Raw genomic sequence first — 14,274 nt, forward strand, 5'->3', positions numbered from 1 at the left:
CCCTTATGTTCAGCTGTTATGCTTCTAAAGCACGCGCGTTAGAAGAACTAATCTAAAATCAGACTACAAAATCAGATTACCAAGCGTGCTCTATTTATTTTTATTTTGCAATATATTAGTGGCGTGCATTCTGGCTAGCGGCTGCTTGCGACTTTTCCGCGTGCAATCTTCAAACATCTTGTCTTCCTGCAAAAGCGCGCCCAAGAGTCACTTCGTCTGCATATTCAAGGTCTCCGCCAACTGGCAATCCGCTTGCTAGCCTAGTCACCTTTATGCCTAGCGGCTCAAGCAGTCGCGCTAAATACGTAACGGTTGCTTCGCCTTCTATATTTGGGTCCAGCGCTAAAATAACCTCTTTTACTTGTGCGTCTTTTAAGCGCTCAAGCAGTTGCGTTATTTTTAAGTCTGCAGGCCCCACGTTTGCCATTGGGTTAATCGCTCCGCCCAAAACGTGGTAAACGCCTGCGTATTCGTGCGTGCGCTCAATGCTCATAATGTCTTTTGGCTCTTCTACAACGCATATTTTTGTGTGGTCTCTTCTGGGGTCTAAGCAAACAACGCATGGGCTTTTTTCGCACACGTTTCCACAAATTTCGCAAAATCGCACGTTTTCTTTTAAGTCGTTAATTGAGTCGATTAGTTCTTGCGCTTGCACGTTAGAAGACGAGAGTATGTAAAATGCGATTCGTTGTGCGCCTTTTGGGCCGATTCCAGGAAGGCTAGAAAATGCGTCTATAACTCTGCCGATTGCGCCTTCGTATGATGACACATTATGCATTTATTTCTCTTTCTTCTTTTTGCGAGTGTGCGCGTTTTTAGGATTATTTGGGTCGCTTGCGCTGAATTCTTTTACAGATTTGACTTCAAACATTTTTTCCAAGTCGTCTATACTCAAATTTGTAGCGGATTCTAAAGACTCGTCTTGCATTGAGCATTCGTCTTCTTGAGCACCATTTATGACTTCTAAAGAATGAGTTTGCGCTTGCGATGAAACTTGCGATTGCTGAGCTTCTTTTGCTTCATGCATTTCTTGCACGTTTTGCGCACTGTTAAATGGCTTTATTGCTTGCTTTTCTTGCTGACTAGGCAGTGCTTGCGGTTGCTGAGTTTGAGCTTGTGCTTGCGATTTATCTTGCGACTGTGTATATGCAATCGCATCTCCCATTGGAGCAGAAGCCATACTAGCCCAAGCGTCATCTTGCGATTCGTCTAAAGAATTATCGCCGCCTAAAGGGCTATCAGCGCTCAACTCGCTTTCTTCGCTTGTCTTTTTGCCAAATCCTTTTACAATTCCAGCTTTGCGCATAAGTAATTCGCGCTTAACTTGCGCAAGCTTTTGCGGATCCATTTTTGCTACAGACTCAACTTTTTGCCCGTTTTCTGCAACCGAATCAGGCGCGATTGAAACGTCTTTACCAAAAACGTCTTTTACTTTGCTCATAACAACAACTGGAACTTTTTTGCCATCGTAAGGAGCAGTTGTGCAAAGAGCAAGCGCAAAAGCATGCTGACTTATAGGTTCGTCAAAAGTTAATACAAGCTTTCTTTTTAGCGGATTGCTTTCATCTAATCTAACTTTTGGAACGTGATTTCGCTCTACGTATTCGCGAACGTCGTTTGGAAGACTTTTAACAAGATTGTTCCAAGATTCGTCAACGTCTAAAATTTGAGGCGCGTTTGAGTTTTCATTCACATTTGCGCTTGCATTCACATTTGCGTTTTCTGGCTGTTCTGGCCACTTTGCAACTGTTTCATCATTTTCAATCGCATTTGTAATAACAGATTTTTGAGCGTTTTGCGCATTGTTTTGCGCATTGTTTTGAGTAGCGTTTTGCGCATTGTTCTGCATTATGCTTGCAGACTCGGTTGCGCTTGTAAACCCAGCTGCATTTGCATTTTTAGTTGCGTCGGCCGAGCCAATAAAATGCTTTACGTTCGCTTTTGGCGCTTCAACATTTTTTGCATAAACTTGCGTTTGAGCGTTTTCACTTGAATCCGTTCTAGTGCAAAGCAGGCGCGCAACAAGAATTTCAAGATTCATTCTAGGCGAAACAGCATTTGCCATTCCAGCAAAAGCATTATTTACTATTTCTGCCATTCTAGACAAGCTTTGCAAAGTGAGCTGACTTGACTGACGTTGCAAATCTTGCATGTCTTCTGGAGATAAATCCCCAAGCAAGTTTTTAGCACTATCTATTCCAGCGGAAGACAATAGCAACAAATCGCGCAAGCGACCAAGCAAATCTTCTACAAACTTGCGACTATCGAAGCCTCCAACAATAACTTTTTGCACAGTTTCGTAAAGTTTTGCTCCATCTTTTTCAATAAGAGCGTCAACAACATCCCCAATTAAGTTAGAAGGCGTAAATCCAAGAAGAGCAACTGCAGAATCTAGCGATATAACGCCATCTACGGAGCCAATCATCAATTGATCTAGCACAGAAAGAGTATCTCGCATCGATCCGCCGCCTGCTCGCATAGCAAGTCGTAATACGCCTTTTTGCGCGTTAATGCCTTCTTTTTGGCAAATGTTTTCTAAATACGGGCCCATTACTTCTGGTGGCACAAGTCTAAACGGGTAGTGGTGAGTTCTGGAGCGGATTGTTCCAATCACCTTATCTGGCTCAGTCGTAGCAAAAATAAACATAACGTGCTCAGGCGGCTCTTCTACAATCTTAAGCAAAGCGTTAAAGCCTTGAGGAGTTACCATATGAGCTTCGTCTAAAATAAAAATCTTATATCTATCTCTTGCTGGTGCAAATCCTGCGCGCTCGCGCAATTCTCTAGCGTCGTCAACACCATTGTGGCTTGCTGCGTCTATTTCTACAACATCTATAGAACCTGGACCGCCTGTTGCAAGATCTTTACAGCTTTGGCATTTTCCGCACGGCTTAGAAGTTGGGCCTTGTTCGCAATTAATGCATCGCGCTAAAATTCGTGCCGAACTTGTTTTTCCGCATCCGCGCGGACCAGAAAATAGGTACGCGTGCGTAATTTTGCCTTGATCAAGCGCTCTAATAAGCGGAATCGTAACCTGATTTTGACCAATAACACCTTCAAAAGTGTCTGGTCTATATCTTCGATACAACGCAAGTGCCATAACTATAACCTACCGCCAACTAGATATTAACTTAAATCCGCTTACTGTTTAAGCAAATCATCTGTTCCATTTTAAGCATCTAAGCACTAACATGCTAACGATGCGCACTCTACTACATGCTACATTATGGTTCACTCGCTACAATCAACTAAACCTGCTTTAGCGCTTACGGTTATTCTAGATGCCATTGGAACGTGTAAAGGAACGCTTAATTTTAGCGATACATCGTTATCTTTTTCCACACAAGACTCGATTTTTGCATTGTTTGCTGTAGCTGTGTTTTGCGCGATTTTGCAAGCATTTCCGTGCATGTTTTGTATAGCAACTGCTCCCGATATTGCTGCCGCATTTGCTAACGCGTAGGCGCGATGTTTGGAAACAAGAATCGTTCCAATAACCGCACAAAGAACCAGAATAGAGCAGATTGCGGTTACTAATCCTATGCCAAGCATAGTTCCAGATCCGCAATCCGCTCCGCGTGAATGTTTAGCTTCTAAGCATTGCGTTATTAATCGCTTAGCTCTTTTTTGACTCATATTAAAACCTGACTAATGCGCGCTTCTACTTGCATTGGTAAAACCTTCAGCGGGTCTGGCACGACTGGGCAACTAACAACAATATTTGCCATATTTCCAACATATTCGACTTTTACAGAACTATTTTTTCCAGATACTTTATGCACTATGTTTTGAGCTTCTTTAGAATCGTGTGTAGATGCAATGTAATAGGCAACTTGGCCTGCTGCATCGTTGCAATTCATTGTATTTACTACTGATTTGCCTACAAAAATTAACACTATAGCAAGAATTGCAACTGTAGGTAGAATAATCGCAAATTCTGCGGTTACTGCACCTGAATCTTTAACATTTTTAATATTTTTAGCATCTTTAGTGAATTTAGTGCTTTTAGTGTGCTTGTAACTATTTATGCTCGTATTTTTTGCATTCCTTTTGTTGAAAATATTCAAAAACGTATAATTCTTCATTTTTCTCATTTCTTTCGCATTAGTGAATCTCCAATTAGTGTTTATGCTTAGTTCTTTAGTATTCGTTTAATCTTGTTTAACTGAATCTTGTTTAACTGAATCTTGTTTAATCTCATCAAATCTTGTTAAATATCAACAAGAGCTTAGAATGTTTCACGCAATGTTTCACGCGTATATTCTTCTGTACATTAGCTAACGTGCAAAGCTCTTTTAACAAGTTCGCCAATAGCTTTGTGCACAGCATCCGACTTAGCAATAGCAATAAGAACTGTTGCAAAAGCTGTAGCAGCTATAAGAACAACCGCATATTCTGCAGTAACCGCTCCTTCGTCTAGTTTCTTTAGACTGTTATCCAAGCGGTTTTGCATACTATTGCACGCCTGTTCTGCTTTAATCAATCCTTTGTTTGCGTTTATTGTAAGCTCGCAACAAAGTTTTGAAAATGCTTTAGCAATTGTTTTCATGTTACTTATCTTCCTTTCTTTTATTTATTGTTTATTTTTTATTTATGCACCCAGCTTGGATACAAATTTTTTAAGTGCCATTTTTGCGCGCGACTATCAATCTGCAAAAATCTTTTATTTAGTGCATAAATGATGCAACTGTTGGCAAAATGCCAACAAAAATAAACGCTGGCAAAAAGCACAATCCAACTGGCAAAAGAAGTCGTACAGAAAGTTTAGAACTTTCTTTTTTTGCAACATTCTTCATTGATTGCTCGTAGTTTTGCAAAACGGCGTTAAGTACTGGTACGGGGGAGCTTCCGTAAATCCAAGATTCACGCAAAGAATTTTTTAGCCATGTGCTCAAAATAAAAGACGTGTAAGCGTTCTTATCTTTTTTACTAAAGCAAACATGTGGCTCGCTCCAAGCTTCTCTCCAAGTGCTGCCAGAGATAAGCGCCTTAGAAACGCGACTTAGCCAAATTCCTTTTGATGCAGGCAAAGAACAACCAACTACGTCTAGAGCTCTAGTTATTGCAACACCACTTTTTAGTGCAACTATTATCATTTGCAAACCAAGAATCGGATCTATATCGCTTATTATGTTTTGTCTAAAATCGTAAGTGTTTTGCATAAAAACGCTCGGCTTAACAGCGCGCTCATAGAGCGAGCTAGATGCCATTTGCTTAGAAAAAAGTTTGCACAAAATAATTATGTATGCAACTAAAATAAGCCAAATAATAATTGCTCTTAACATTTATCCTCCTTTACTGCATTAAGTTTTGACTAAAATACTTCTTAGATTATTTTTTTTTATTGCTGTTTTGTTCGAGTTTTAATTGCCATTAAAAGAAGCAGATTGCATTGCATTTCTAGAATTTTTAAGAATGCGCGCAACCCGAATAACTCCAACCGCGTAAAATGCCATTCCAACGCTTAAAAGCGTATAGCCTTTGTAGCTAGTAAAAATCATTAGTATTGGGTTTGCTCCTAAAAGCTGACCAGTTAAAAGAGACAAAAACGGCAGTGCAATAAGTAACTTAATAGTTGCTTTTGGCATTGCAAAAACTTCTGCGCTTAAGTCATCAACCCTTTTGTTTGCATAATAAGAATCCGCAACAGCTTGAACGCAATCTGCCATTGGGCAGCCAATCGAATTACTCAACTTGTATACACTCATAAGAGATTGCGCTATTTTACGAATGTCTTTCTGTTTTTTGGCATTTTTATAATTTTTTGTATTTTTTGTTTTCTTCGCGTTTTTGAAAGAGCTATCTAGGCTAGACTCTATTGTGCTTTCGCTTAGTCTAGAGTCAATCCACTTTAATATTGATTCTGCATTTATTTGTTTGTTGTATGCTTTGCGCGCATCGCCATTAACATTGCAATCGGAGCATACGCTAATAATCGACTCAAACGAAGCTCCCGATTTTAAAGATGCAACAAGAGATGCTAGCGACTCTTCAATACTCATGTTAAATCCTTTGTTAGCTCATTTTGCTTGTTAGTTTGCTTGTTTTGCCTATTAAGCTCTTAAAACGATTTGCGAATTTAGTGGCAAATGCCATTTAGATGAAAAATCTTTCCACGCTAAAGTAGCCTCTATTTGTGCGCCTTTAACTCTTAAAACAGGAACACCTTCCAGAGCGCCAGAATCATTAGATCTTAAAACTCCAAGCTCCTTTACAACGCGCATTCCATTTACTCGCTCAACGTGAATAACAACATCGAATGCATCTGCAGCAAGAGCGCAAAGTGCCATTGGCTCCAACCCAGCGAGTAGGCCAAGTGCCATTAATCGTGCTGGAACTTTTTGCACTTTATCCGCGTGCAAAGTCGTCATTCCGCCTTTGTGTCCGCATGTAAAAACGCGCAATAAATCGGCGATTTCTTTTCCTCTGCATTCTCCTAAAATGATTCTGTCTGGTCGCATTCGCAAAGTGGCTTTTACGAGCTCTTGTAAATCAATGCATCCTGCGCCTTCAACGTTTGCCTCTCTTGTTGCTAAAGAAACGTAATCGTTAGAAACGCATCCCAATTCCCTAGTTTCTTCAACAGTAACTATTCTGTCTTTTGGATTACAAGAAGCTAATAGAGCCTTCATAAGTGTTGTTTTTCCCGAACCCGTGCTACCTGTAATCAAAATATTTGCGCGACTTTCAACAAGCAAATAAAGAATCCTAGATAGCTCAATTGGAAACATGCCTTTGCTGCTAAGTTCCGTTAAACAGTAGTGCTTTAGCGCGGGGAAGCGAATCGAAATGGCAGCTCCGCTCAAAACTATTGGTGCAATAAGCGCGTGAATGCGCACACCAAGTGGGCTAGAAGCGTCTGCAATTGGGCATGCGTCGTCTAATCGTTTACCCAATTGAGCACAAAGCCAGACTGCATATTCGCGCAAAACGCTGGGATTATCAAACGGGATTCTTGGATTGTATTCATTGAGCCCAAGCCCAAAGTCTGCCCAAACTCTGCCCTCGTCTGTAACAACAATATCCGTTACATTTGGATTATCTGCAATATCTTGCAAAATTCCAAAATCAATATCTTGTAAAGCCATGCCTACCACCCACTATTTTTGAAAATCTGCCAAACGCATAAGAAGAATCACCTTTCGTGCTAGATGCCATTAAACCCGATTTGCGCGAGTCGCCAAGCAGCCATATGGTGATTTTTTCTACTGCACTTTGCGCGCATTTTGGTATGTTTCTAATCCCATATCCGCCAATTATGTCTTCGTACATCTTAGAATCGTGACCAATTGGGCCTTCTACATTGCAAAGCAAATAATCACAAGCTTCTGTAATCTCTACTGGGCAAAATCTGCTAGAAAGCCCGCGTGGATTTAAGCCTGCAACAATATAAGTTAGATTTTCCGCGTAATTTTTATGATCCGACTCTAGATTTTTTATATGCGCTCGCAATCGAGCTAAACCTAAAACGCTAAGCTCCGATGCAAAAATTGTTGGAACATGCGCTAGGGGAGGAAGATTCTGTAAAAGTCTTCTTGCCGAAAATCCAGATCCAATATCTACAATCACAACGTCGCAAGCTTTAGCAAGACCCCTAATTGCAGCCTCAATAACCCACGGCTTAGGCTCCTGATTTTTCCAAGGAGAATAGGCCAAAATATCCACGTTGTTCCAGTGCAAAAGCTCGCAACGCAAAACGTAACCGTCTAATCTTCCTAAAGGAGCTTGAACCTCTTGCAATCTTCTGCCTTCGTCTTGCTCTAATCCAAGCAAAACATCTAAACCGCCATTAGAAATATCTGCATCGATTAAAGCTACAACGTATTTTTTACTAGCAATATTGCTTGCAAGAAGTGCAAGAGTAGTACTTAAGCCAATCCCGCTATTTGCTGCTGAACCAATTACAACATTTTTTGGAAAAGGCTTTAGTGAATAGTTCAAGCTTCCAGTAGTTTCTTGAGCAACACTATTGTCTTTAAGAACACGATTATTTATAACGCCAAAATCTTTGTTAAACGTAGGATTTTCAGCCAGTTCACAACTGCGATTAAAAGATGCAATAACAGTTGAGTCGTTAACATTGTTAGACTGATTAATGGCGTTTTTAAGCGCACTAGCCTGCGGAGGGTACGTGTTAAGTACCCTAGCAGCGCACGAAGGTGCATCGTAGTTATCAATACTCATATTGCTCATGCAGCTATTGAATCGCATACAAAATAAATAAGCAATACTTTTGTAAGAATGTGGTTAAAGGCTCAATAAACGTTGCAAATCCGCCAAAAAGTTATCCACATTGCTGTTTTAGCGTATTTTTGTACAAGCGTATAAGCATATTAACGCACAAGTTTTGGATTGGAAGCCATGTACCTTTCCAGAAGTTCGCCATAGATTGGCTTAGTGTGCAAAATATCGGATACAAGAAGTGCAATAAAAGCAGATGCAGCAACTGGAAGAGTGTGAATCATTGTTCCCGACATTTCTACAGTTAGCAAAATCGAAGTGAGCGGAGCTTTTACAGAAGCCGAAAGCGTGCCAGCCATAACACACACTGTAAAAATCGGCATTAGCTTTGCGTCAATGCCAAGAATCGGAATGCTTATTATTGAGCGCGCAGCAACGCCTCCTGCAAGAGCGCCGACAGCAAGAATTGGCATAAAAATTCCACCAGGCGCTCCGCACCCAAAACTTGTAGAAGTAAATAGCATTTTTGCAACAAACAGAATGCACAAAAGCGCTATGCTTGCTTTTCCATATTCAGAGAGCTTAACAAGATTCGAGCCTCCACCAAGAACATCTGGCAAATATAAGCCAACAGGAATCGCGATTAAGCATGCTACAGATACGGGAGCCCACTTTGGCAAATACTTATACAGCGTTTGCAATCCAAGCAAGGATCTGTTCATTAAAGAGCCAATAAGTCCCGCAAAAATGCCAAGCGGAATCAGCCAAAAATGAAGTGTCATTGGTAAGTCTGGAATACGTCCAAAGTCTAAAACAGGTCGAAGTCCAAAGCATGTTTGAGACACAAAATCCGCGCAAATAGATGCAGCAGCAGCTCCCATAAGAACAGTAGAAGACAATCCGTGTTGAACTTCTTCCATAGCAAACATAAGCCCAGAAAGTGGAGCGCTAAATGCTGCAGATAAGCCAGCTGCCGCTCCAGCAGTTACAACATAGTGCTCTTGCGTATCGTTTTTATTGCCTTTTCTAAAGATGCGAGACATCATTTGCGCGCCGCAAGCTCCGATTTGAATCGAAGGGCCTTCGCGCCCAAGAGACAAGCCAAATAGTGAACCCAACAATCCGCCTACAAATCGAACAGGCAAAATGGTGTTCCAACACATTTTTAGACCGCGTTGAACGTATCCAACAACTTGTGGAATGCCGCTTCCAGACGCCATGCTTTCTTTGCGACTCATCCACCCAATAAAGAATCCAGCAACAATCGCAAAAGCTACGCACGGCACAATCCAAAGCATGTTTTGCAGCATTCGCGCATACATCCATCGCGCAAAATCGGTTCCGTACTCAATCCCAAGTCTATAAGTTGCTACAAGCGCTCCCGAAACAAGGCCAACAACTACGCCTGCAAGAACCATCTTCCATCTAAGATGCTTAAGCGTTTTAAGAATGCGATCCGAAAAGTCGCGCAAAAAGTCGCGTATAAAACCGCCTACGTTCTTCAAAGCCACAATAAACCTATTCTTAAATCAAATCGCAAACAAATACACAAAGCATTTTAACATTTTAATAACACAATAAACGTTAATTAATAAAATACGTTAATTAATAAATAAAATACGTCAATTAATAAAATTAAAAACTAAGACTTTAGAAGTAAAAACATTACAAAACACGGTCCAGCGTATGCAATAAATGCGCATAAGAATGGCACTATTAGTTCGCTAACAAAAAGCCATAGTCCAAGCTTGATTTTCTTTAGCTTAAACAGGCTTACGACTTCTAAGATTGCGGTTGAAAACGTTGAAAATCCGCCTAAGAATCCCAAAGCGCAAGTGTAAACAATAGCTGAAGCAAAAGTTAAATTGTATATAATTGCAGAACTTAGGGATGTAACTAAGCCCATTATAAAAGATGCAAAAGCGTTGATTAGCAAAGTTGCGATTGGAAAATCGTGGCTATAAACTCGCCCGATTGCGTCAGATATTGCGCAACGGAGCATTGCGCCAAGTCCTGCAAAAACAAGAGGCAGCAAAAAAAGAACGTATGTGTAAAACATCATTTTGCGCCGCCTTTGTTATTAAAAGCAGAAAATTTATCTCCAATTAAGCTTCCAGCAAGAGCCGCTAAAATGCCAAAAATCATAGAAAATGCCATAATGGCAATTACTTTTACAATGTTCATTGCGGTAAATGCGGAATATGCGCCTTCAAAAGCAAAAGTAGACATTGTTGAAAGTCCGCCGCAAAATCCTGTGCAAAAACCGTATTTTATTAAGTCTTTATTTTTGCAGTGCAATCTATTTGCAACAAGAGAACTCACTAAAGCAAGAATAAAACATGCTAAAACGTTAGATAAAAGAGTTGCAAAAGTAAAGCGGCTAAAAAGCATAGAATATCCCGAATCCCAATGCATACCGTGCGTAAAAACGCCTATTTCACTACGCACAAAAGCGCCAAGCAATCCGCCAATAAAAACAACAAAATAGATTTTTGCTCCAAGTGTTTTATGCTGGCGCTTTTTAGGCAAGACTGGGCGATTTTCGCTCGAAACACTCATATTTTTAGCCGCCTTAAATCGCATTAAATTACTATTTAATAGCCACTAATCAATCAACGAATGAACGCTAATAATGTGGTCGCGCTGAGGACCAGTACCAATTGCAGAAATGCGGCAATGAGAAAGCTCTTCCAAGCGCTTTACATAGCTTTGAGTGTTTGCAGGCAAGTCTTCAAACTTGTGCACTTTAGAAATATCTTCGCTCCAGCCTGGAAGCATCTCGTAAACTGGCTTAGCGCTAGCAAACAAAGACTGATCTACTGGCATCTCGTTTACGCGCTCAACGCTTCCATCTGCTAAAGTCACATCGTAAGCTACGCAAACTGGAATCTCTTTTAAGCCAGTCAAAACATCTAGCTTTGTAAGAACAATATCAGTTAGGCCATTTACGCGAGTTGCATAGCGGCTAACAACAGAGTCAAACCATCCGCATCGGCGAGGGCGACCAGTAGTTACGCCATATTCGTGACCCTGCTCGCGCAGCCAATCGCCGCTTTCGTCCAAAAGCTCTGTAGGGAATGGGCCTTCGCCAACGCGCGTAATATAAGCCTTAGCAACACCGATTACGCGATTAATGCGAGTAGGACCAACGCCCGTACCTGTGCAAGCGCCTCCAGCTGTAGGATTAGAAGACGTTACAAATGGGTATGTTCCGTGGTCAACGTCTAGCATAGTTGCCTGGCCGCCTTCAAAAAGCACGGTTTTACCATTTTCCATTGCCTGGTTTAGCACAAGCGAAGTGTCGGCAACGTATGGCTTTAAGCGCTTTCCGAGTTCTACGAGCTGGCTTGTAACGGCATCAATATCGATTGGGTGCTGGTTGTAGAGCTTAACAAGCATTTGATTCTTTTGATGCAAGCTGGCTTCTACTTTATCTCGCAAATGATCCGCGTTAAACAAATCGTGTACGCGAATACCAACGCGATTAATCTTATCGGCATAAGTCGGGCCAATTCCGCGGCCAGTTGTGCCAATCTTGTGCTTTCCAAGGAATCGCTCTGTAACTTTATCGATTACGCGATGATACGGCGTAATAACATGCGCTGACTCGCTAACAAGCAGCTTCGAGCAGTCAACGCCGCGTGATTCTAGCGCGTCAATCTCTTCAAAAAGAACCTCTGGGTCTACAACAACGCCGTTTCCAATAACGGGAGTCACGTTTGGGCTGATTATGCCGCTAGGAAGTAAGTGCAATGCGTAAGATTCGTTTCCTACAACAACAGTGTGGCCAGCATTATTGCCGCCGTTAAAACGTGCAACAATATCTACCTTAGAACCAATTAAATCAGTTGCTTTACCTTTGCCTTCGTCACCCCATTGAGCGCCAATAAGCACAATTCCAGGCATGCTGAACCTCCATTTTTGAGCTAACGTTGCCCAAATAAACACAATTCCTACGTGTTAAGATTAGCGCAAAGCCAATACCGAATAATGCCAAATAATGCTGAATAATGCCAAATAATATTTGCGATTACACTATTTTAGAGCTTTTCCAGCAGAGCCTAGCTGCACGCATGCTTCAACAACACGCTGAGCCATTGCTTTTTCTGCCTCTTTGCCCCAAGACCTTGGATCGTAAAGCTTCTTGGCGCCAACTTCGCCGTCGATTTTAAGAACGGAATCGTAGTTGTGGAACATGTGGTCGGCGATTGCGCGCGTAAAAGCGTATTGCGTATCTGTGTCAATATTCATTTTTACAACGCCATATTTTACAGCTTGCGCAATTTCTTCGGCTGTAGAGCCAGACCCGCCATGGAACACTAGCAAGAATGGTTTTGTTGGCACGCCAAACTTGCGATTACACAAATCAAGCTTGTACTTGTTGTATACAGCGCTCTGAATGTTGTCTAGTAATTGCGGCCTAAGCTTAACAACTCCTGGCTTGTAAGCTCCATGAACGTTTCCAAACGTAAAAGCGGCCATGTATTTTGCGCGATCCTCTAAACCTAATCGCTCAACAACGCGCATAGCGTCTTGGGGAGTGGAATACAGCTTTTCGTCAATATCTGCTCTGTGGCCGTCTTCTTCGCCGCCAACTGCGCCAATTTCAATCTCTAAAATCGTGCGTGCTTTTGCAGACTCTTCTAGTAATTCTTCTGCAATATCTAGATTGTGCTCAAGTTTAACTGTGGACCCATCCCACATATGCGACTGAAAAATCGGCTCTTTGCCGTTTGCAACTTGATCTGCTTCATAAGCTAAAAGTGGCCTAATCCAATCGTCTAAATAGGCTTCTGCACAATGATCTGTGTGCAATGCAACCGTAATGTTTGGGTATTGTGCAGCAACTTGATGCGCGAATTGCGCAAATGCGATTGATCCAACAACGCGATTATTTACGCACTGGCCAGAAAAATATGCGGATCCGCCAACAGACACTTGAATAATGCCGTCGCTTTGTGCTTCGGCAAATCCTTGTAGTGCTGCGTTTAAGGTCTGTGTGCTAGTAACGTTAATCGCAGGGTAGGCGTATCCACCTTTGCTGGCTGCATCAAGCATTTGTGCGTAACGTTCAACGGTTGCAATAGTCATATTTTTATTATGACTCTAAGCGCGCATATTTTTTATATTTTGCTATATTTTTTACTATTTTTGATTAAATTTGTATTTATTTTTGACTATTTTTGATTTCTTGATGGCGTTTTTTTGCCGCCGCTACTACAAAATGTAGATACTCTAGCGCGATTTCTTCTTTTAATCCAGATTCTTCAGCAATTTTTTTAAGTCGATTCGCCTGGCGATTTTCCCTAGACTTATCTTCTGTAGCAAGATTTGCGCGAGCTTTTATTTCTCCGACTTTTTCCGTAACTTTAAAGCGCTCTGCTAGAAGTGAAACAATTGCATTGTCAATATTGTCAATCGACTGACGCAGCGCAAAAATCTCATTCATTGAATCGTTGCAATCACTATAATCACTGCAATCGTTGCAATCGCTGAAATCGCTGCAATGCGATTCATCAAAATGTTTGCGCGCGTCAATCGATTCTTTATAAAAGTCGCACATATTACTTCTAGTCGAAATAAGTTTGCAAAACCATTGTTGTTTCTGTGCTAACTGGAACAACGCGGTGAATTGTGTTGATTAGCTCTTCTAGCTTGCTAGGAGTTGCAACGCGAACAACAAGCATAAAGCTTGGGCTTCCAGTAATCGAATAGCACGCTTCAATGCCGTCAATGTCTTTCAATTTGGTTGGAACGGAAGCTTCTTGCTCAAAATCAAGAGGCGTAACTGCAACGAATGCACTTACAGGCAATCCTCTGCGCTCGTAGTCAATCAAAGCGCGATACCCAGTTATGATTCCTTTGCGCTCGAGCTTTTGAACTCTGGATTGTACAGCGGAAACAGATAATCCAGAAGCTTTGGCTAGCTTGGTTAATGTTGCACGACCATCGTGCTCAAGAATGTCTACAATGATTGCGTCTGTAGAATCTATTGGAGCAACTGTGCTCGCGCTGGCTTCCAAGCCAGAAGGTATATTGTTTTCAATCCTATGAGAGTTTCCCGTCATGCGACCTCCATCCTCATACAGCGCC

At 41.5% G+C, this 14,274-nt stretch carries 16 protein-coding genes; all 16 read right to left on the reverse strand.

Going from position 1 to position 14,274, the window contains the following annotated elements; all coding sequences use genetic code 11:
- Positions 1–169 precede the first annotated feature (169 nt).
- Positions 170–778 (reverse strand): recombination mediator RecR, encoded by a 609-nt coding sequence (gene recR / locus ACPEIW_RS00610; protein WP_016636081.1) that lies wholly within the window; start codon positions 776–778, stop codon positions 170–172.
- Positions 779–3,100: a DNA polymerase III subunit gamma and tau gene (locus ACPEIW_RS00615; RefSeq protein WP_425663793.1), complete on the reverse strand. Its 2,322-nt coding sequence runs from the start codon at positions 3,098–3,100 to the stop codon at positions 779–781.
- Positions 3,101–3,231: 131 nt separating this feature from the next.
- Positions 3,232–3,636: an Rv3654c family TadE-like protein gene (locus ACPEIW_RS00620; protein WP_016795449.1), complete on the reverse strand. Its 405-nt coding sequence runs from the start codon at positions 3,634–3,636 to the stop codon at positions 3,232–3,234.
- Positions 3,633–4,085 (reverse strand): TadE/TadG family type IV pilus assembly protein, encoded by a 453-nt coding sequence (locus ACPEIW_RS00625; RefSeq protein ID WP_032813680.1) that lies wholly within the window; start codon positions 4,083–4,085, stop codon positions 3,633–3,635. The genes ACPEIW_RS00620 and ACPEIW_RS00625 overlap by 4 nt, the downstream gene beginning before the upstream one ends.
- Positions 4,086–4,273: 188 nt before the next feature.
- Positions 4,274–4,549 (reverse strand): DUF4244 domain-containing protein, encoded by a 276-nt coding sequence (locus tag ACPEIW_RS00630; RefSeq protein WP_425663795.1) that lies wholly within the window; start codon positions 4,547–4,549, stop codon positions 4,274–4,276.
- 118 nt (positions 4,550–4,667) lie between these two features.
- Complete coding sequence (locus ACPEIW_RS00635; protein ID WP_116438118.1) at positions 4,668–5,285, reverse strand: type II secretion system F family protein; 618 nt, start codon at positions 5,283–5,285, stop codon at positions 4,668–4,670.
- A gap of 78 nt (positions 5,286–5,363) precedes the next feature.
- Positions 5,364–6,002 carry a type II secretion system F family protein gene (locus tag ACPEIW_RS00640; protein WP_425663797.1) on the reverse strand — a complete coding sequence of 213 codons (639 nt, stop codon included), beginning with the start codon at positions 6,000–6,002 and terminating at the stop codon, positions 5,364–5,366.
- A 51-nt stretch (positions 6,003–6,053) separates the two neighbouring features.
- Positions 6,054–7,088, reverse strand: coding sequence for a CpaF family protein (locus ACPEIW_RS00645; protein WP_016636074.1), 1,035 nt, complete (start codon positions 7,086–7,088; stop codon positions 6,054–6,056).
- Positions 7,069–8,193 carry a hypothetical protein gene (locus ACPEIW_RS00650; RefSeq protein ID WP_425663800.1) on the reverse strand — a complete coding sequence of 375 codons (1,125 nt, stop codon included), beginning with the start codon at positions 8,191–8,193 and terminating at the stop codon, positions 7,069–7,071. Before ACPEIW_RS00650 ends, ACPEIW_RS00645 begins: the two co-directional genes overlap by 20 nt.
- Before the next feature lie 140 nt (positions 8,194–8,333).
- Complete coding sequence (locus ACPEIW_RS00655; RefSeq protein WP_425663802.1) at positions 8,334–9,692, reverse strand: ClC family H(+)/Cl(-) exchange transporter; 1,359 nt, start codon at positions 9,690–9,692, stop codon at positions 8,334–8,336.
- A 131-nt stretch (positions 9,693–9,823) separates the two neighbouring features.
- On the reverse strand, positions 9,824–10,243 hold the full coding sequence (locus ACPEIW_RS00660; protein WP_415694947.1) for a fluoride efflux transporter FluC: 420 nt from the start codon (positions 10,241–10,243) through the stop codon (positions 9,824–9,826).
- Complete coding sequence (locus ACPEIW_RS00665) at positions 10,240–10,740, reverse strand: fluoride efflux transporter FluC (protein WP_425663804.1); 501 nt, start codon at positions 10,738–10,740, stop codon at positions 10,240–10,242. Before ACPEIW_RS00665 ends, ACPEIW_RS00660 begins: the two co-directional genes overlap by 4 nt.
- 45 nt (positions 10,741–10,785) lie before the next feature.
- Positions 10,786–12,087 carry an adenylosuccinate synthase gene (locus tag ACPEIW_RS00670; protein ID WP_425663806.1) on the reverse strand — a complete coding sequence of 434 codons (1,302 nt, stop codon included), beginning with the start codon at positions 12,085–12,087 and terminating at the stop codon, positions 10,786–10,788.
- 129 nt (positions 12,088–12,216) lie between these two features.
- Positions 12,217–13,272, reverse strand: coding sequence for a class II fructose-bisphosphate aldolase (gene fbaA / locus ACPEIW_RS00675; RefSeq protein ID WP_016636068.1), 1,056 nt, complete (start codon positions 13,270–13,272; stop codon positions 12,217–12,219).
- A gap of 76 nt (positions 13,273–13,348) precedes the next feature.
- Positions 13,349–13,744 carry a chorismate mutase gene (locus tag ACPEIW_RS00680; protein ID WP_425663808.1) on the reverse strand — a complete coding sequence of 132 codons (396 nt, stop codon included), beginning with the start codon at positions 13,742–13,744 and terminating at the stop codon, positions 13,349–13,351.
- 7 nt (positions 13,745–13,751) lie between these two features.
- Positions 13,752–14,249 carry an Lrp/AsnC family transcriptional regulator gene (locus ACPEIW_RS00685; RefSeq protein WP_004131477.1) on the reverse strand — a complete coding sequence of 166 codons (498 nt, stop codon included), beginning with the start codon at positions 14,247–14,249 and terminating at the stop codon, positions 13,752–13,754.
- Positions 14,250–14,274: the final 25 nt, after the last annotated feature.

The sequence above is a fragment of the Gardnerella piotii genome, from assembly GCF_049815665.1.
GTDB classification, from domain to species: Bacteria; Actinomycetota; Actinomycetes; order Actinomycetales; family Bifidobacteriaceae; genus Bifidobacterium; species Bifidobacterium piotii.

Bases quoted from the DNA above. Each gene is read 5' to 3' on its own strand.
- recR (WP_016636081.1), bottom strand. From the start codon at position 778: ATGCATAATGTGTCATCATACGAAGGCGCAATCGGCAGAGTTATAGAC.
- ACPEIW_RS00615 (WP_425663793.1), bottom strand. From the start codon at position 3,100: ATGGCACTTGCGTTGTATCGAAGATATAGACCAGACACTTTTGAAGGT.
- ACPEIW_RS00620 (WP_016795449.1), bottom strand. From the start codon at position 3,636: ATGAGTCAAAAAAGAGCTAAGCGATTAATAACGCAATGCTTAGAAGCT.
- ACPEIW_RS00625 (WP_032813680.1), bottom strand. From the start codon at position 4,085: ATGAAGAATTATACGTTTTTGAATATTTTCAACAAAAGGAATGCAAAA.
- ACPEIW_RS00630 (WP_425663795.1), bottom strand. From the start codon at position 4,549: ATGAAAACAATTGCTAAAGCATTTTCAAAACTTTGTTGCGAGCTTACA.
- ACPEIW_RS00635 (WP_116438118.1), bottom strand. From the start codon at position 5,285: ATGTTAAGAGCAATTATTATTTGGCTTATTTTAGTTGCATACATAATT.
- ACPEIW_RS00640 (WP_425663797.1), bottom strand. From the start codon at position 6,002: ATGAGTATTGAAGAGTCGCTAGCATCTCTTGTTGCATCTTTAAAATCG.
- ACPEIW_RS00645 (WP_016636074.1), bottom strand. From the start codon at position 7,088: ATGGCTTTACAAGATATTGATTTTGGAATTTTGCAAGATATTGCAGAT.
- ACPEIW_RS00650 (WP_425663800.1), bottom strand. From the start codon at position 8,193: ATGAGCAATATGAGTATTGATAACTACGATGCACCTTCGTGCGCTGCT.
- ACPEIW_RS00660 (WP_415694947.1), bottom strand. From the start codon at position 10,243: ATGATGTTTTACACATACGTTCTTTTTTTGCTGCCTCTTGTTTTTGCA.
- ACPEIW_RS00665 (WP_425663804.1), bottom strand. From the start codon at position 10,740: ATGAGTGTTTCGAGCGAAAATCGCCCAGTCTTGCCTAAAAAGCGCCAG.
- ACPEIW_RS00670 (WP_425663806.1), bottom strand. From the start codon at position 12,087: ATGCCTGGAATTGTGCTTATTGGCGCTCAATGGGGTGACGAAGGCAAA.
- fbaA (WP_016636068.1), bottom strand. From the start codon at position 13,272: ATGACTATTGCAACCGTTGAACGTTACGCACAAATGCTTGATGCAGCC.
- ACPEIW_RS00680 (WP_425663808.1), bottom strand. From the start codon at position 13,744: ATGTGCGACTTTTATAAAGAATCGATTGACGCGCGCAAACATTTTGAT.
- ACPEIW_RS00685 (WP_004131477.1), bottom strand. From the start codon at position 14,249: ATGACGGGAAACTCTCATAGGATTGAAAACAATATACCTTCTGGCTTG.